The sequence below is a fragment of the Massilia aerilata genome (genome assembly GCF_042656905.1).
In the GTDB taxonomy this organism is placed as follows: domain Bacteria; phylum Pseudomonadota; class Gammaproteobacteria; order Burkholderiales; family Burkholderiaceae_D; genus Telluria; species Telluria aerilata.
In genome coordinates, this window is record NZ_JBHSMZ010000015.1 from 271167 (window position 1) to 288789 (window position 17623).

Annotated in this window: 15 protein-coding genes; 12 read left to right on the forward strand and 3 right to left on the reverse strand. The window is 67.9% G+C overall.

The window, feature by feature from the left end; all coding sequences use genetic code 11:
- From ACFPO9_RS18890 to ACFPO9_RS18915, 6 genes are all read left to right on the forward strand, one after another.
- Nucleotides 1-459 (forward strand): chemotaxis protein CheW, encoded by a 459-nt coding sequence (locus ACFPO9_RS18890; RefSeq protein ID WP_379773396.1) that lies wholly within the window; start codon nucleotides 1-3, stop codon nucleotides 457-459.
- Entirely contained in the window at nucleotides 456-1673 is a 1218-nt protein-coding gene (locus ACFPO9_RS18895; RefSeq protein ID WP_379773398.1) for a CheR family methyltransferase, read from the forward strand. Before ACFPO9_RS18890 ends, ACFPO9_RS18895 begins: the two co-directional genes overlap by 4 nt.
- The gene (locus tag ACFPO9_RS18900; protein WP_379773401.1) at nucleotides 1670-2350 is read left to right on the forward strand and encodes a chemotaxis protein CheW; all 681 of its coding nucleotides are present in this window, start codon (nucleotides 1670-1672) and stop codon (nucleotides 2348-2350) included. The genes ACFPO9_RS18895 and ACFPO9_RS18900 overlap by 4 nt, the downstream gene beginning before the upstream one ends.
- Nucleotides 2347-4614 carry a hybrid sensor histidine kinase/response regulator gene (locus tag ACFPO9_RS18905; RefSeq protein ID WP_379773403.1) on the forward strand — a complete coding sequence of 756 codons (2268 nt, stop codon included), beginning with the start codon at nucleotides 2347-2349 and terminating at the stop codon, nucleotides 4612-4614. Before ACFPO9_RS18900 ends, ACFPO9_RS18905 begins: the two co-directional genes overlap by 4 nt.
- Entirely contained in the window at nucleotides 4611-5615 is a 1005-nt protein-coding gene (gene cheB / locus ACFPO9_RS18910) for a chemotaxis-specific protein-glutamate methyltransferase CheB (protein ID WP_379773405.1), read from the forward strand. Before ACFPO9_RS18905 ends, cheB begins: the two co-directional genes overlap by 4 nt.
- Before the next feature lie 76 nt (nucleotides 5616-5691).
- Complete coding sequence (locus ACFPO9_RS18915) at nucleotides 5692-6408, forward strand: glutathione S-transferase family protein (protein ID WP_379773407.1); 717 nt, start codon at nucleotides 5692-5694, stop codon at nucleotides 6406-6408.
- Here the strand turns inward: ACFPO9_RS18915 and ACFPO9_RS18920 are convergent.
- Nucleotides 6374-7138, reverse strand: a complete 765-nt coding sequence (locus ACFPO9_RS18920) for a CPBP family intramembrane glutamic endopeptidase (protein ID WP_379773410.1) — start codon at nucleotides 7136-7138, stop codon at nucleotides 6374-6376. The genes ACFPO9_RS18915 and ACFPO9_RS18920 overlap by 35 nt on opposite strands.
- Nucleotides 7139-7270: 132 nt before the next feature.
- Nucleotides 7271-8293, reverse strand: a complete 1023-nt coding sequence (murB, locus tag ACFPO9_RS18925) for a UDP-N-acetylmuramate dehydrogenase (RefSeq protein WP_379773413.1) — start codon at nucleotides 8291-8293, stop codon at nucleotides 7271-7273.
- A gap of 107 nt (nucleotides 8294-8400) precedes the next feature.
- Between murB and ACFPO9_RS18930 the strand changes: the two genes are divergently transcribed.
- The 3 genes from ACFPO9_RS18930 to ACFPO9_RS18940 all read left to right on the forward strand — a co-directional run bounded on the left by ACFPO9_RS18930 (nucleotide 8401) and on the right by ACFPO9_RS18940 (nucleotide 12739).
- Complete coding sequence (locus ACFPO9_RS18930; RefSeq protein WP_379773415.1) at nucleotides 8401-8886, forward strand: YajQ family cyclic di-GMP-binding protein; 486 nt, start codon at nucleotides 8401-8403, stop codon at nucleotides 8884-8886.
- Nucleotides 8887-8997: 111 nt separating this feature from the next.
- Complete coding sequence (locus ACFPO9_RS18935; protein ID WP_379773418.1) at nucleotides 8998-10263, forward strand: nitronate monooxygenase; 1266 nt, start codon at nucleotides 8998-9000, stop codon at nucleotides 10261-10263.
- A 67-nt stretch (nucleotides 10264-10330) separates the two neighbouring features.
- The gene (locus ACFPO9_RS18940; RefSeq protein ID WP_379773421.1) at nucleotides 10331-12739 is read left to right on the forward strand and encodes a sensor domain-containing protein; all 2409 of its coding nucleotides are present in this window, start codon (nucleotides 10331-10333) and stop codon (nucleotides 12737-12739) included.
- Nucleotides 12740-12856: 117 nt separating this feature from the next.
- Here ACFPO9_RS18940 and ACFPO9_RS18945 read toward each other — a convergent pair whose 3' ends face one another.
- Nucleotides 12857-13795 (reverse strand): exopolyphosphatase, encoded by a 939-nt coding sequence (locus ACFPO9_RS18945; RefSeq protein WP_379773423.1) that lies wholly within the window; start codon nucleotides 13793-13795, stop codon nucleotides 12857-12859.
- Between the two features lie 275 nt (nucleotides 13796-14070).
- Between ACFPO9_RS18945 and ACFPO9_RS18950 the strand changes: the two genes are divergently transcribed.
- The 3 genes from ACFPO9_RS18950 (at nucleotide 14071) to ACFPO9_RS18960 (ending at nucleotide 17556) form a co-directional block, all read left to right on the forward strand.
- The gene (locus ACFPO9_RS18950) at nucleotides 14071-15480 is read left to right on the forward strand and encodes a sensor histidine kinase (RefSeq protein ID WP_379773426.1); all 1410 of its coding nucleotides are present in this window, start codon (nucleotides 14071-14073) and stop codon (nucleotides 15478-15480) included.
- A 69-nt stretch (nucleotides 15481-15549) separates the two neighbouring features.
- Nucleotides 15550-16332, forward strand: a complete 783-nt coding sequence (locus ACFPO9_RS18955) for a LytR/AlgR family response regulator transcription factor (protein ID WP_379773428.1) — start codon at nucleotides 15550-15552, stop codon at nucleotides 16330-16332.
- A 75-nt stretch (nucleotides 16333-16407) separates the two neighbouring features.
- A complete protein-coding gene (locus ACFPO9_RS18960; RefSeq protein ID WP_379773431.1) occupies nucleotides 16408-17556 on the forward strand; it encodes a PAS domain-containing sensor histidine kinase in 1149 nt (382 codons plus the stop codon).
- Nucleotides 17557-17623: the final 67 nt, after the last annotated feature.

Consider the following 17623-nt stretch of genomic DNA (forward strand, 5'->3'; position numbering starts at 1 on the left):
ATGAAGGTGCTGGTGTTCCACATCGGGCGCGAACGCTATGCCCTGCCCCTCACCGCGGTGCTGCGGGTGCTGCCGGTGGCGCGCCTGAAGCCGCTGCCGGGGGCGCCGCATTACGTGCCCGGCCTGCTCGACCTGCACGGCGAGCCGGTGCCCGTGATCGACCTGTCGCGCCTGGCCGGCAGTCCGCCGGACGCCGTGCGCTACGACACCCGCATCTTGTTGGTCGACGTGCCGGTCCTCGGCAAGCTGCGGCGCCTGGGCCTGAAGGCCGAGCATGTGGCGGGCGTGTCCGATATCGCCGCCGCCTTGCGCGAGGGCGGCGTGGCGGCCGCGCCCTGGCTGGGTGCGGTGGCGGCGGGCGGCGCCGGCGAAGGCGGCGGCATGCTGCAGCTGATCGCCCCGGAGCGCCTGCTGGCGCCCGAGGTGGCCGCGCTCCTGTTCGGCGGGGCCGCGGCATGAACCTGCACCAGCTGCTCAGGAACGACACCGGCCTGGTGCTGCCGGACGAGGCGGTCGAACGCGCCGTGCGCGAGCGCAGGCTGCGGCTCGGCCTGTCCACGCGCGAGGACTACGCGCCCCTGCCCCGCACGCCGGAGTTCGAAGCCCTGGTGGATCTCGTGACCGTGCCCGAATCCTGGATGTTCCGCGACCCCGAGGTGTTCGATGCCGCGCTGCGCTTCGTCCAGCGCCGCCTGCTCAGCCATCCGGGACGGCAGCTGGCGATCCTGTCCCTGCCCTGCGCCGGCGGCGAGGAGCCGTATTCGATGGCGATGGCGCTGGCGCGCGCCGGCATCTCTCCCGCGCAGTGCCGCATCGACGCGCTGGACCTGTCGCAGGCCGCGATCGCACGCGCGCGCCACGGCCGGTACACGCGCAACGCCTTCCGCGGCGCCGACCTGGCCTTCCGCGAGCGCTGGTTCGACAGCGACGGCGGCGGCTACGTGATCGGCGAGACGCCGCGCCGCTACGTGCGCTTCAGCCAGGGCAACCTGCTGGATCCGGCCGTGCCGGCGCGAAACGCCGGCCGCTACGACCTGGTGTTCTGCCGTAACCTGCTGATCTATTTCGACGAGCCTGGGCGCGTCGCGGCGGCGGCCGCCATCCGCGCATTGCTGCTCGACGATGGCCTGCTGCTGTCCGGCTGCGCCGAGGCGCCTGCGTTCTGCCGCGGTGGTTTTGCACCGCAATCGCTGGGCGCCGCTTACGCGTTGCAGAAGCAGGCGCTGGCGACGGTGCGGCTTCGTCCGCGGCCGCCGCCACCCGTTGCGAACGCCAAGCGCCCGCGCGTGGACATGGCGCCCACGCCCACCCCGCCGCAAGCCGCAAGCCCGGCCGCCGTCACGGTCGGCCGCTTGATCGCGCAAGCCCGGCAGCTGGCCGACGCCGGCCGCCTGCTCGAGGCCGACCAGGCCTGCCGGGCGGCGCTGGCCCTGCAGCCCGAGCTGGCCGAGGCCTGGTTCCTGCTCGGCCTGATCGGCGACGCCGGCGGCGAGCCGCGCGCGGCCGAACGCCACCTGCGCCGCTGCCTCTACCTGCAGCCCGAGCACTACGAGGCGCTGTGCAGCCTGGCCCTGTTGCACGAACAGCGCGGCGAGGCCCAGGATGCGGACCTGCTGCGCCGGCGCGCCGCACGCGTGCACGCGCGCGGTGGCAAGCAGGGCGCCACGCGATGAGAAAAGGGGCCATCTTCGACCTGGCCGGCGATGACTGCTGGCGCCGCATCGGCGTGGCGGGCGACCGCAGCTGCGCCGAGCTGGAACGCCAGGTCCACTGCCGCAACTGCGGCGTGTATGCGGCGGCCGCCCAGCGCAATCTGCAGCGCCCGGTCGAGCAGGACTACCGTGACGCCTGGGCGCGCGAACTGGCCCTGCCCGAACCCGCCCCGACGCCCACCGACGCCGCCGCCATGGTGTTCCGCATCGGCGCCGAATGGCTGGCGGTGCCGGTGGCGCTGGCGTCCACCGTGGCGCCGCCGGCGCCGGTGCACCGCCTGCCGCACCGCGCGAACGGCGCCCTGCTCGGCGTGGTGAACGTCGACGGGCGGGTGCTGCCGGCGGTCTCGCTGGCGCCGTTGCTCGGCATCGATACCGCCGGCGTGCCGGCGCCGAGCGGCCGCCACGCCTTCGAACGCCTGCTGGTGCTTGCGCTGTCGAGCCATGGGGTCGCGCTGCCGGTGGCGGAAATGCACGGCATCCTGCGCCATGCATCGAAGGCCATGCGTGCGCCCGCCGCCACGCTCGGCCACCAGCCCTCGCCCCTGCTGGCCGGCGTGATCGCCGACGGCGCCATCGAGGCCGGCTTGCTGGACGCCGCCCTGCTCGAGCAGGCGATCGCGGGGGTGCTGCGATGAGCATCGACCACTTCGGCCAGGACCTGAGCAGCTTTTCGATGCTGGACCTGTTCCGCATGGAAGCCCAGGCCCAGGCGCGCGTGCTCACCGACGGCCTGCTGCGCAGCGAACGCGCGCCGGACGCCGCCACGCTGGAAGCGATGATGCGCGCCGCCCACTCGACCAAGGGCGCCGCCGCCATCGTCGGCATGGCGCCGATGGTCGACCTGGCGCACGCGATGGAAGACGTGTTCGTCGCCGTCCAGCAGGGCCGGCTGGCGCTGGGCGGCGCCGGCGTCGACGTGCTGCTCGGCGCGGTCGACCTGATGCGCGCGCTGGCCGGCTTGTCCGAAGCGGAGATGTCGGACGCCGGCCCGCATGCGGCCCGGGTGGAGGCCGTGCTGGCGGCGCTGGTTGCGCTGCAGGCCGATGTGGCGGCGGCGCCGGCGGTGGCGCCGCTCAGGCCCGCCGCCCCGGCCCCTGCGCCGCCCCTTGCGACCACGCCCGCAGCGGCGCCGGCGCGCGAGGCGCCCGCGCAGGTGCCGCGCAACGAACTGCTCACGCTGGCCGGCCAGGCCCGCCTGCACGCCGGCCGGCTGCGGCCCTGGGTCGATTCCCTGCAACGCTACAAGCGCCAGCAGCGTTGCGCGTTCGGCGCGATCGAACAGCTGAAGGACGCGATCGCCATGAACGGCGATCCGCGCCTGCTGGAACTGGTGCGCCAGCTGGACGAGCGGGCCGCCACCCTGCCCGGGACCCTGCAGCGCATCATCCTCGACGCCGAGCACTACGAGCGCCAGGCCACCGGCGTGGCCACGCGCCTGGTCGACGAAGTGCTGGCGCTGCACATGTGCCGCTTCGGCGACGGCCTGCACGGCCTGCCGCGCATGGTGCGCGACCTGGCGCGCAGCCTGGGCAAGGAGGTGCACCTCGACCTCAGCGGCGCCGACACCCTGGTCGACCGCGCCGTGCTGGTGCGCCTGGAGGCCCCCCTCAGCCAGTTGCTGCGCAATGCGGTCGACCACGGCATGGAAACGCCGGCCGAACGCAGCGCCGCCGGCAAGCCGCGCGCGGGCACGATCCGCTTGTCCGCCCATCACCGCGGCGGCATGCTGTCCATCGAAGTCAGCGACGACGGCCGCGGCGTCGACATCGAGCAGGTGCGCCGCGCCGCCCTCGCGCGCCGCCTGGTCCCGCCGGGCATCGCGCAAGCCCTGTCCGGCGCCGAGCTGATGGAATTCCTGTTCCTGCCCGGCTTTTCGCTGAAGGAGGACGCCAACGCCATCTCCGGCCGCGGCGTCGGACTCGACGTGGTGCATGAGATGGTACAGGCCCAGAACGGCACGGTGCGGGTGGAGTCGACGCCCGGCGCCGGCTTCCGCACCATCATCGTGCTGCCGGTCACCCAGTCGATCGTGCGCGCCCTGGTGGCAGAGGTGGCGGGCGAAGCCTATGCGCTGCCGATCGCGCGCGTCGAACGCGTGCTGCGCGTGCCGGCAAGCAGCGTGCAGGCGCTGTCGGGCCGCCAGTACCTCGAACACGAAGGCGCCCACCTCGGCCTGGTGGCCGCCGCGCGGGTGCTCGAACTGGGCGAAGCGGCTGCATCGGCCGCCAGCGGCGAACTGGCGGTGATCGTCATCGGCGGCGCCCGCGAGCGCTACGGGCTGGTGGTCGACGATGTGCGCGGCGAACAAAACCTGACGGTGCAGCCGCTCGAGCCGATGTTCGGCAAGCTGCGCGACGTCGCCTCGGGCGCCCTGCTCGACGACGGCTCCCCGGTGCTGATCCTGGACGTGCCGGACATGCTGCTGTCGATCGCGCGCCTGCTGGACGCCGGCGACTCGCTGCAGCCGGCGGCGCACGCGCAGGCGGCAAGCCGCGCCGCGCAGCAGGCCGCGCGCCGCATCCTGGTGGTCGACGATTCGCTGACCGTGCGCGAAATGCAGCGCAAGCTGCTGGCGGCGCGCGGCTACCGGGTCGAGGTCGCGCTGGACGGCGTCGACGGCTGGAACAGCGTGCGCGCCGGCGCCTTCGACCTGGTGATCACGGACATCGACATGCCGCGCCTGGACGGTATCAAGCTGCTCGAACGCATCCGCCAGGACCCGCGCCTGCAGCGCCTGCCGGTGATGATCGTGTCCTACAAGGACCGCCCGGAAGACCGCGCGCGCGGACTCGAAGCCGGCGCCGACTACTACCTGGCCAAGGGCGCCTTCCACGACGCCACCCTGCTCGACGCCGTGCGCGACCTGATCGGCGAAGCCCATCCGGAGACGCCACCATGAAGATCGGCATTGCCAACGATGTGCCGATGGCCGGCGAGGCCCTGCGCCGCGTGCTCAAGGCCAGCGGCGAACACGAAGTGGCCTGGGTCGCGCGCACCGGCCTCGACGCCGTGCGCCTGTGCGCCGACCTGCGGCCCGACCTGGTGCTGATGGACCTCGACATGCCCCTGCTCGACGGCGTCGAAGCGACCCGCCGCATCATGGCCAACGCGCCCTGCGCGATCCTGGTGGTGACCGCGCGCCCGCAGGACAATGTCAGCCAGGTGTTCCGCGCGCTCGGCGCCGGCGCCCTCGACGTGGTCGCCACCCCGGTGCTGCTCGGCCGCGAGGACGGCGGCGCCGCGCTGCTGGCCAAGATCGCCACCATCGCCAAGCTGGTGAAAGGGAATCCGGCGCCGTTGCCCGTGCCGGTGCCGGTGAACACTGCGCAGGTGGCGCGCCTGGTCGCGATCGGCGCCTCGACCGGCGGCCCGGCGGCGCTGGCGCGCCTGTTCGCGGACTGGCGCCCGCCGCCTGATACCGCCGCGGTGGTGGTCCAGCACATCGACGCCAGCTTTTCCACCCAGCTGGTGAAATGGCTGGGCGAGCAGACCTCGGCGAACGTCGTCGCGATCGGGGACGGCGACCACCTGGCAGGCGGCGTGGTGCAGGTGGCCGCCACGTCCGACCACCTGCGCCTGGCGCCCAACCACCGCCTGCGCTACGACGCCCATCCGCGCGACGCGATCCACAGGCCCTCCATCGACGTCTTCTTCCGTTCGGTGGCGCAGTATTGGGAACGCAAGGCCACCGGCGTCCTGCTGAGCGGCATGGGACGCGACGGCGCCGACGGCCTGCTGGCCATGCGCAGTGCCGGCCAGGCGACCATTGCGCAGGACGAAGGCACCAGCGCGGTGTATGGCATGCCGCGCGCCGCCGCCGAGCTGGGGGCGGCCCAGTATATTTTGCCGATCGGCAAAATTCCGGCCGCTTTATCGGCGCGGAGCGGTGGGACTACCTGAAGGCGCGGCCCCAGGCGCGCGGCGTCCGGTCCAGCCCTTTGCTACCATCTTCGGGTGACCAAGCCTGGGGGGTGCGATGAAGGATCTGGACAGTTTTCCCGTGACACGAAAATGGCCGGCGCAGCATCCGGACCGCCTGCAGCTGTATTCGATGCCGACGCCGAACGGCGTCAAGGCGGCCATCATGCTCGAGGAAAGCGGCCTGCCCTACGAGGTGCACCGCGTCGCCTTCGAAAAGCAGGAACAGACCTCGCCCGAATACCTGTCCCTGAACCCGAACAACAAGATCCCGGCCATCATCGACCCGAACGGTCCGGATGGACAGCCGCTGCCGCTCTGGGAATCCGGCGCCATCCTGCTCTACCTGGCGGAAAAGACCGGCCAATTGCTCCCGCCCGACGCGGCCGGCCGCATTGAAACCATCCAGTGGGTGATGTTCCAGAACGGCGGCATCGGGCCGATGTTCGGCCAGCTGGGCTTCTTCCTGAAATTCGCCGGCAAGGACTGGGAAGACAAGCGCCCGCGCGACCGCTTCGTCGACGAAGCCAAGCGCCTGCTGGGCGTGCTCGACCAGCGCCTCGAGGGCCGCGACTGGATCATGGGCAAGCGCTACACGATCGCCGACATCATGACTTTTCCGTGGGTGAACGGCTTGCAGTCGCTCGACGGCGCGCGCGAGCTGGTCGGCTTCGACAAGTTCGGCAACGTGGGGCGCGTGCTGCAGGCTTTCCTACAGCGGCCGGCGGTGAGCAAGGGGCTCAAGATACCGGCCGCGCCGGACGCATCAGGATAAGCACGCAAGCCAGCAGCACCAGATGGGCAGCGCCGGAATAAAAGGGCGCGACTGCGGGCTGCACGACATCCGAGCGCGCAAAGGTATCGAGCAGGCCGTTTGCCAGATTCCAGCCCCAGTGCAGGCCCACCGCCGCCCACAGCGTGCCGGTGCGGTACAGCGCCGCTGCATACGCAAGGCCGAAACAGAAGATCGTCAGCCACTCGACAGGCCCCTTGTGCAGCCGGTAGATGTGGTTCAGCACGAACAGCGCGGCGGACACCAGGATGAATGTCCAGCGCCCTGCCAGTTGCGGGAAGGCGCGCATCACGAGGCCGCGCGTCAGTATGTCTTCGGCCAGGGACGCAATGAAGCTCGAGAAGGCAAGAAAGGCCAGCGAACCCGCCAGCGCCATGCCAGGCGCGGCGTCGGCCCAGGCAAGGGTGTACACGCCGGTACGCGCGCCGATGGCGACTGTCGTGAATTTGGCGGCGATCGCCAGCACCAGACCGGTGCCCAGGAGCCGCCACCAGCCCGGCCGCGCGTCCAGGTACCACGCGCGCATGCCGCTGAAGCCGAGGCTGCGCGAGGCCCACCATGCGGCGAGGGGGAAGAGCAAGCGCAGCTCGTACATCCCGATGCCCTCGGGCAGCTGGTAGAACAGGAAAAGTACGGCGGCCACCAGCAGCAGGCGCATCGGGCTGGCCTGGGCCCCGCTCGCCGCCGGCAGCGGGAATTCGTGAAAAGCCATTCGGTTGTCTCTGGGTGAAAGTGAATTCGGGACGATAACACCCGGCTCGCCCAGCCATCCTGCCTTTGCGACAAACCCGTCGAATCGGCGGACAAAACCGGTCCTGTCCAGATCGAAACGCCGGGCGATCGATCAGACCATCACCGGCTCCGGCTCCAGCAGCACCCCGAAACGCGCCTGCACATCGGCCTGGATCGCGCGCGCCAGCGCCAGCACTTCGGCGCCGCTGGCGCCGCCATTGTTCACCAGCACCAGCGCCTGCTTCGGATAGACGCCGGCGCGGCCCAGCGCCTTCCCCTTCCAGCCGCACTGGTCGATCAGCCAGCCGGCCGCCAGCTTTTCGCTGCCGTCGGGCTGCAGGTGGTGGACCAGGTTGGGCCACGATTGCAGCAGCTGCGCGCAGTGCTCGCTTGAAACCACCGGATTCTTGAAGAAGCTGCCGGCATTGCCGATCTCCGCCGGGTCGGGCAGCTTGCGGCGCCGGACCGCGATGACGGCGTCGGCCACCTGGCGCGGGGTCGGTTCGGCGATGCCCTCGAGTTCGCGCGCCAGCTCGGCGTAGCGCAGGTTGGGCGCCCAGGCGCGCGGCAACGCGAAAGTGACGTCCAGCACGGCCAGTTGGCGGCCTTCTTCGTGCTTGAAGATGCTGTCGCGGTAGGCGAAGCGGCAGGCGGCGGCGTCCATGGTCCGCGTGGTCCCGCCGGCGAAGTCGAAGGCCGTGAGCGAGTGGAACAGGTCCTTGGTCTCGGCCCCGTAGGCGCCGATGTTCTGGATCGGCGAGGCGCCCACCGTGCCCGGGATCAGCGACAGGTTTTCCAGCCCGCCCAGGCCCTGCTCCAGGGTCCATTGCACGAAGCCGTGCCAGTTTTCGCCGGCCTGGGCGCGCACCAGGATGGCGTCCGGCGTTTCGCCGACGATCTCCTTGCCCGCCAGCGCCATGTGCAGCACCAGCAGGTCGACTTCATCGTGCGTGATCAGGAGATTGCTGCCGCCGCCCAGCACCAGGCGCGGCAATGCGGCCAGTGCCGGATCGGCGGCGAGCTGCGCCAGTTGCGCGGGATCCTCGACCCGCAGGTAGCGTCTTGCGCGGGCCGGAATGCCGAAGGTGTTGAATTGCTGGAGGGCGATGTCGTGTGCGATGGGCAGTGCTAGCATGGCTGGGTCCGAAGTTGGCCCGCTGATTATAGTGGGAAACTCGCGCCGCCGCGGCAGCGGTCCGTTACAATATCGCCATCTGTCACCCTATAAAAAAAGGAATTACGATGCCATCGTTTGACGTCGTCTGCGAAGCAGACATGGTCGAAGTGAAGAACGCCGTCGAGAACTCGAGCAAGGAAATCGAGACCCGCTTCGATTTCAAGGGCACCTCGGCCAAGGTCGAGCAGAAGGACAAGGAAATCACCCTGTTCGGCGATTCCGACTTCCAGATCTCGCAGGTGAAGGACGTCCTGCTGAACAAGATGACCAAGCGCAAGGTCGACGTCCGCTTCCTGGACGAAGGCAAGATCGAGAAGATCGGCGGCGACAAGGTCAAGCAGGTGATCAAGGTGCGCAACGGCATCGAGAGCGATGACGCCAAGAAGATCACCAAGCTGGTCAAGGAAAGCAAGATGAAGGTGCAGGCCTCGATCCAGGGCGAATCCGTGCGCGTCACCGGCAAGGACCGCGATGTCCTGCAGGAAGCCATCGCCATGCTGCGCAAGGATGTCCAGGATCTGCCGCTGGCCTTCAACAACTTCCGCGATTGAGTACGAAAAGCAGGATCGTTACCGCACGACCGTGCGGTAAATGGCCCTCTGTAAAGCACCTCTCCTGCGTTAAAATGGCGGGCGATTAGTCTATGGCTGTTAAGGAATGCAATGAAACGTGTAGATGATTTCCGCCTGCGCTTGGGTGGCAAGGAATATGTGCCCATCATGATCGGCGGAATGGGGGTCGATATCTCGACCTCCGAACTGGCGCTGGAGGCGGCGCGCCTCGGCGGGATTGGTCACATTTCCGATGCGATGGTGCCCGATGTGTCGGACCGCAAGTTCGATACGAGCTTCGTCAAGGAAAAGACCAAGCTCTACAAGTTCAACATCAACAACATGGACAAGTCGGCGGTCAAGTTCGACCTCGACCGCCTGGCCGAGGCGACCCGCCTGCACGTGGGCGCGACCATGCAGGCGAAGAAAGGCGATGGCCTGATCTTCGTGAACTGCATGGAAAAGCTGACCATGAATGCGCCGAAAGAAACCCTGCGCACCCGCCTGTCGGCCGCGCTCGACGCCGGCATCGACGGCATCACCATGTCGGCCGGCCTGCACCTGGGTTCGTTCGAGCTGATCAAGGACCATCCGCGCTTCCACGAAGCCAAGCTGGGCATCATCGTGTCCTCGGTGCGCGCACTGCAACTGTTCCTGCGCAAGGTCTCGCGCCTGAACCGCAATCCCGACTACATCATCGTCGAAGGCCCGCTGGCCGGCGGCCACCTCGGCTTCGGCATCGACGACTGGCAGCAGTACGACCTGCACACCATCATGGACGAGATCCATGCGTACATGAAGGCGGAAAACCTGGACATCCCGCTGATCGCCGCGGGCGGCATCTTCACCGGCAGCGATGCGGTGGGTTTCCTCGAAAAAGGCGCCGGCGGCGTGCAGGTGGCGACCCGCTTCACCGTGACCCGCGAATGCGGCCTGCCTGACGACGTCAAGCAGGAATACTACCGCGCCAGCGAGGAAGACATCATCGTCAACGGCGTCTCGCCGACCGGCTATCCGATGCGCATGCTGAAGCAGACCCCGGCGATCGGTTCCGGCATCCGTCCGGGCTGCGAGTCCTACGGCTACCTGCTGGACGCGACCGGCAACTGCGCCTACATCAACTCGTACAACCGCGAGGTGCAGGCGAATCCGGGCTCGAAGGACATCAAGGTCTTCGACAAGACCTGCCTGTGCACCCACATGCGCAACTTCAACTGCTGGACCTGCGGCTCGACCACCTGGCGCCTGAAGGACACGACCCACAAGCTGGCCGACGGCAGCTACCAGGTCCTGTCGGCAGAGCACGTGTTCAAGGACTACCAGTTCAGCGTCGACAACCAGCTCGCCCTGCCCCCGGCCGCCGACGCCGCCGCCTGATATTCTTCGCGGAACGGTTCCCTCCAACTGCTGTCCAACAGCGGTTGGCCTTGCATGAGGGAACCCGATGTTCGACACCGACCCGCCCGCGCGCGCCGTCTTCCTGACGGACGACGCGGGCAACATCATCACCTGGAACGCGGGCTGCGCGGCCCTGTTCGGCCTGCCCGCCGATAGCGTCCTCGGCCGTCCCGTCACCGGCATGTTCGTCGCCAGCGCGCGCGACGCCTGGACCGCCGGCTGGGCCGCCCTGGTCCAGCATCCCGAAGGCGCCGAGCTGAACGCCGACCTGCGCTGCTGCGAAAATCGGGTGTTCTCCGCCAGACTGGCACTGGCGCCGCAAATCGACGCCGCCGGCCGGCCGCTCGGCTGCGCCGTCGCCGTCACCACCGAATTCGAGCGCGGGGCGCCGGAATCCGAACACGTCGCCCGCACCCCACTGTCGGCCGTGGTCGACCTTTTCCCCGGCACCTTCTACGCCCTCAACCGCGAGGGCCGCTTCGTGCTGTGGAACCATAACCTGGAGCGCCTGACCGGCATGGCGCCGGAAGAGCTGGCCGCCGCGCGCGCGGCCGACCTGCTCGACCTGGAACAGCGGCCGAGGCTCAATGACGCCATCCGCCGCGTGCTCGACGAAGGCGAAGAGGTGAAGCTGGAAGTCGAGTACGTGGCGCGCAGCGGCAAGGAGATTCCGGTGCTGCTGTGCGGCACCCGGGTGCACTGCAACGGCGGCCATTACGTGTTCGGGATCGGCATCGACATCGGCGAACGGCGCCAGCGCGAGGAGCAGCTGAACCTGCGCGAACGCGCCCTGCACGCGGCCAGCAACGGCATCGTGATCGCGCGCAGCGACGGCCCGGACAGCCCGATCGAATACGTCAACCCGGCCTTCGAGCGCATCAGCGGCTACTCGGCGGCGGAAGTGGTGGGCCGCGACCCGCGTTTCATGGCCGCGCCCGGCATGGACACGAACGAGCGCACCGAGCTGCACGAGGCGATCGAAGCGCAGCGTTCGGTCAACGTGGTGCTGCGCAACCTGCGCAAGAACGGCGAGCTGTTCTGGAACGACCTGAACATCACCCCGGTCCACGACGAGTACGGCACGGTCACCCACTTCATCGGCGTCATCAACGATGTCACCGCGGCCATGCTGCGCACCGCCCACCTCGAACACGAAGTCAATCACGACCCGCTGACGGGGCTCGCCAACCGCAACCTGCTGTGGGACCGGCTGGACCAGGCGGTGCACATGGCGCAGCGCCAGAAGTCGCTGGTGGCGACCGTGCTGATCGACCTGAACAACTTCAAGACCATCAACGACACCCTCGGGCACGAAGCCGGCGATGTGGTGCTGAAGGTGGTGGCGCGGCGCCTGCAGGCCTCGGTGCGCGACAGCGACACGGTGGCGCGCATGTCCGGCGACGAGTTCGTGCTGGTGCTGGCCAACCAGCCCTCGCTGCGCTTTACGCTGCGCATGGTCGAGCGGCTGCGCCAGAGCTTCGCGATTCCGGTGTCCTTCAACGGCCGCGAGATCGCGGTCGGGGCCAGCGTCGGCGTCGCGCTCTACCCGCACGACGGCACCACCGCCACCGAACTGGTGCGTGCGGCCGACGTCGCCATGTACCACGGCAAGGGCAACGGCCATAACGACGTGCATTTCTTCTCGGCCGACATGCGCTCGAGTAACGACGCCAAGCGCAAGCTCGAGGAAGACCTGAAGCACGCGCTCGAGAACGACGAGCTGTTCCTGCTCTACCAGCCGCACGTCTCGCTACGCACCGGCAAGGTCATGGGCTTCGAGGCCCTGCTGCGCTGGCGCCACCCGGAACAGGGCGTGCTGCCGCCGAGCCGCTTCCTGGCCGAGGCCGAGGAAAGCGGTGTCATCGTGCCGATCGGCCGGCGCGTGCTGGACCATGCCTGCACCTTCGCCGCCCGGCTGCGCCACGGCGGCGTGCATGGCGTACGGGCGGCCGGCGTGCAGGTGACCGTCAACGTGTCCTACCGCGAATACAGCCAGGGCGACTTCGTCGACAAGCTGGCAGCCATGCTGGCGCACCACACCCTGCCCGCCGACAGCCTGCAGCTCGACCTGCAGATCGACGGCCTGCTGCGCAATCCCGGCCTCGGCCGCGACGTCGCCCGCCAGCTGCGCGCGCTCGGCGTCTGCCTGTCGGTGGACGGCTTCGGCGCCGGCCTGTGCGACCTCGCCTACCTGCAGCAGCTCGAAGCCAGCCAGGTCAAGCTGTCGCGCCACACCGTGCACGGCATCGCCGACGGCACCGGCGCCCTGGTGAAAAGCCTGATCGACATCGGGCACAACCTGAACATGGAGGTGGTGGGGGAAGCGGTGGAGACACGGCCGCAGATGGATTTCCTGAAGTCGCATGGCTGCGACCAGTTTCAGGGGATCTGGTTCAGTGAGCCGCTGGATGCGGATGCGGCGCAGCAGATGCTGAGGAGTCACCAGCCGGCGTAACGCTGTACCGCTGCATTCGCACGTCATCCCCGCGCAGGCGGGGATCCAAGTTTGCTTGCGTTACGTCTGCTTATGCAGAACTTGGGTCCCCGCCTGCGCGGGGACGACGTGCACCTGCTAACCTTCACTGGTAATGCGTTGAATCAGCGCCCCCAGCACATCCTCCGCCATCTCATTCGACACCTGGCAAGTCCCCGCATTCTCATGCCCGCCCCCGCCATACTCCAGCATCAGCGCGCCGATGTTGGTGTTCGCGCTGCGGTTCAGGATCGATTTGCCGGTGGCGAACACGGTGTTCTGGTTCTTCAGGCCCCACAGCACGTGGATCGAGATGTTCGTCTCCGAGAACAGCGCGTAGATCAGGAAGCGGTTGCCGGCGAAGATCGTCTTCTCTTCGCGCAGGTCCAGCACCACCAGGTTCTTGTGCACCTGGGCGCAGCGGCGGATCTGCTGCCTGCACAGCGCGTTGTGCTCCAGGTACAGCGCGGTGCGTTCGCGCACGTCGGGCAGCTGCATGATCTGCTCGATGCCGAGGGTGCGGCAATGCTGGATCAGGTCCATCATCAGCTGATAGTTCGAGATGCGGAAATCGTGGAAACGGCCCAGGCCGGTGCGCGCGTCCATCAGGAAGTTCAGCAGGTTCCATCCCTGCGGGTCCAGGATCTCCTCGCGCGAGAATTGTGCGGCGTCGGCCTTGTCGACGGCGTCCATCATGCCGCGCCAGGCCGGGGGGAAGGCGCGCGTGCCGCCGTAGTAGTCGTAGACCACCCGGGCCGCCGATGGCGCCCGGGGGTCGATCACGTGGTTCTCGCGGCGCCCGCCGATGCGGATGGTTTCCGAAAGATGGTGGTCGAAGGCCAGGTGGGCTCCGGCCACGTAGGGCAGATTGGTGGTGATGTCGCGCTGGCCGATCGCGATCTTCCCGTCCTGCATGTCCTTCGGGTGGACGAACAGGATGTCGTCGATCAGGTCCAGGTGCCTGAGCAGGACGGCGCAGACCAGGCCGTCGAAGTCGCTGCGGGTAACGAGGCGGTAGCGTTGAGGAACGGCAGACATCGGCTTTACCCTTTCATTTCATGAAGAACGAATAATGGGCTGGCGCGGCCAGAGCTTGGTTCATCATACCTTGCAGTTTTGCATCTTTCAAAGCTGCATTTGCACACTGCGCTGCAATCCAGGCTGCCGATCCTGCAGGCTGTCGCATTCCCCTGGCCATAGCGGCGGCACGGAATTAAAGTTGCAACATCCCAACAGTGATGCTGGGTCTAAAGAGCGGATATTCCCCTCTCAGCGGTTACACTTGCCAATTACGTTTAATCAAGAAGAGCTCCATGCAGACCCGGCGTTCGACCCAGCAATCTTTTTCCAACACCCTGTCGTGGCTCTACCACGCGTTCGACGCGGTCGCGACCTGGGTGACGCGCCTGTCTTGGTGGAAGTTCTTCCTGTTCGCCGCGCTGATGCTGGTGGCCGGGCAGATCCTGCAGGACGAGCTGTTCTCGGGCGGCGAAGAAGATCCGGTGATCGAACGCAGCGCGCGCAAGTCCGAGCCGGCCATCACGATCGACGACAGCGGCATCCGCATCAGTCCGCGCGCCAAGCGGCGCGGCAACGAGGAGGACGCGGAAGCCCGGAAAGCCGCCGAAGCGGCCGCCGAAGCGCTGTCCTCGAACGCCCTGAAGCAGGCCGAGCAAGCCGGCAAGGCCGCGGCCGAAGCGGAAAAGAAGGCGAACGAAGCGGCGAGGAACGCGGACGAGCTGGAGAAGAATGCCGCCGACGCTGGCAAGGCGGCCGGCGAAGCACCGCCCGCGACGCCCGCCACGCCCATTCCACCCGTAAACGGCAAGGCCATCGGCGCCAAGCTGGTGCGCGGTGCGAACGGCGGCGAAGTCCACATCGACCTGCCGCCGCAGATCGGCGAAGCGCTGTCCGACGCGATCGAGGCGGAAGTCGACGATGCCGCCGAAGCCAAGGCGCGGAGCTACCACAAGCAGGCCTCGACCTGGTTCACCAGCTTCGTCTGGCTGCTGGTGATGGCCTTGTTCGGCACCAAGGCCCTGATGAGCGGCAAGAAGCGCGCGGAAGCCGAGATGCAGAGCGCAACCCAGGCGGCCGAGCGCGAATCGATGCAGCGCCAGTTGTCGGAAGCGCGGATGGCGGCCATGCAGGCGCAAGTCGAGCCGCACTTCCTGTTCAACACCCTGGCCTCGGTCGAGCACCTGATCGAGACAGATCCGCCGCGCGCCTCGGCCATGCAGCGCACCCTGATCCAGTACCTGCGCGCCGTGATCCCGCAGATGCGCGACGCCAACCTGACCACCAGCCTCGGGCGCGAGGTCGACATGGTGACTTCTTATCTGAACCTGCTCAAGATGCGCATGGAAGAGCGCCTGACGGTCGAGCTGCAGATCCCGGACGGCCTGCGCAGCGCCGCCTTCCCGCCGATGATGCTGCAGTCGATGGTCGAGAATGCGATCAAGCACGGGCTGGAGACCAAGCCCGACGGCGGTCATCTGGCGGTGACGGCGGAAATCGCCGACAGCAAGCTGCGCGTGACGGTGGCCGACGACGGCGTCGGCTTCGGCGTGGTGCCCAGCAAGGGTACCGGGCTCGGCCTGTCGAACATCCGCGAGCGCCTCAAGCTGCTGCACGGCGATGCCGGCCAGCTGCACATCGCCGCGAATATCCCGAGCGGCGTGATCGCCACCATCGAAGTGCCATACCAACTGGCCTCCATGTAAATAATTGGGTATTGCCTGCTACCCGATTTCATTGAATAATCGTCATTCTTTCTTTTTCCTCTAGCCGCCATGCCTACAGCAATCATTGCCGACGACGAAAGACTGATGCGCGACCTGCTCCGTACCCGCCTGTCCCAGGTGTGGCCGGAACTGGAAATCGTCGGCGAGGCCAAGAACGGCGATGAAGCCGTGCAGCTGGTCGCCGCCCTGAAGCCGGACCTGACCTTCCTCGACATCCGCATGCCGGGCAAGACCGGGATGGAAGCGGCGCGCGACATCGGCGACGCCAGCCAGATCGTGTTCGTGACCGCCTACGACCAGTACGCGGTGGAGGCCTTCGAGCGCGGCGCCGTCGACTACGTGCTGAAACCGCCGGAGCCGGAGCGCCTGCAGGTCACGGTCGAGCGCCTGAAGGAACGCCTGGCCGCGCCAAGCGGCGCCGGCGCAAGCGCCACCGCCAACGTCAGCGACACCGTTACCGCCATGCTGTCGCAGCTGGCGGAGAAGATCGCCGCGCCGAAGCCGAAATACCTGCAATGGATCCAGGCCAGCATCGGCCAGGACCTGCGCATGATCCCGGTCGAGGAAATCCTGTTCTTCCGCTCCGACGAAAAATACACCTGCGTGCAGACCGAGAAATTCGAAGCGCTGATCAGGAAGCCGGTGCGCGACCTGGCCGACGAACTCGACCCTTCGCTGTTCTGGCAGATCCACCGCGCAACCCTGGTCAACGTCAACGCCATCGAAGGCGTGACCCGCGACATCCGCGGCCGCCACCTGGTCCTGATCAAGGGCCGCCCGGACAAGCTCGAAGTCAGCCGCAGCTTCCTGCATTTGTTCAAGCAGATGTAAATCAAGTCCTGGCGAAGCGCTGCCGAGTAAGGTAGATGCCGGACCCGCATCGCGGGTTGTTTTTTACTGGCATCCATGAATCGACAGCGCCTTCGTTCGACCGCCTGGGCCGCGACCTGCTTCCTGATCGGGCTCGCGGCGGGCCGCCGGCTGGGCTGCGAACCCTCCGGAGATCCAGACACCGTGCCGGCCAGCCGCCAGATCGTCCAGGACGCCAACGATGCCATCGTCTCCGCCGACGGCAGCTATACCATCGTCATGGCCAACCCGGCCGCCGCCGCGCTGTTCGGCACCACGGTCGAGGCCATGATCGGCAGCCCGCTGGCGCGCTTCGTCGAGTCGGCCAAGGCCGAGCCGGAAGAGCTGCTCGACTATTTCCGCGCCGGCAGCGGCCGCGCCGGCCGCCGCTCCACCGATTACGCCGTCACCGGCCTGCGCGCCGACGGCCAGCGCTTCCCCATCGAAGGCTCGATCTCGCGCGCCAACGAAGGCGCGCCCTTCTACACCGTGATCATGCGCGACGTCTCCGAGCGCAAGCGGGTGCAGGAAAAGCTGACGCGCTCGCACGACCAGTTGCGCCAGCTGTCGGCCGCGCTGCAGACCATCCGCGAAGAAGAGCGCACCCATATCGCCCGCGAGCTGCACGACGACCTCGGCCAGATCCTGGCCTCGCTGCGCATGGACCTGACCCTGCTGCAGCAGGCCGACGGCACCTCCGAGGACAGCCTGCGCCTGATGGCCGGCATGGAGCAGAACCTGCTGACGGCGATCGCCTCGCTGCGCCGCATCGCCACCAACCTGCGCCCGCGCGCGCTCGACGAAGGCGGGCTGTATTTCGCCCTCAAAGGCCTGCGCGACGATTTCGTCGAGCGCTACAACATCCCCACCACCCTGCTCGCCGACGAAGCCGAGCTGCGCCTCGACGACAGCGCCAGCACGGCCATCTTCCGCATGGTGCAGGAGGCGCTGACCAACATCGCGCGCCACGCCGAGGCCAGCGCCGTCACCATGAACCTGTTCCGCTCGAACAGCGAGCTCCTGATCACGATCCGCGACGACGGCCGCGGCATCCGCCCGGAAGAAATGGAGAAGGCCGAGTCCCTGGGCCTGATCGGCATGCGCGAACGGGTCTGGGCCATGAACGGCGAGATCAGCATCACCTCCGACGAGCCGCCCGGCACGCGGATCGACATCGTCGTCCCGGTGCACGGGCATACCGTTTAATCAATCTTTCGTTCTGTCATCAAACCGACATATCTCTTCGATAAGATGCGACGCGTTTCGACCTGTT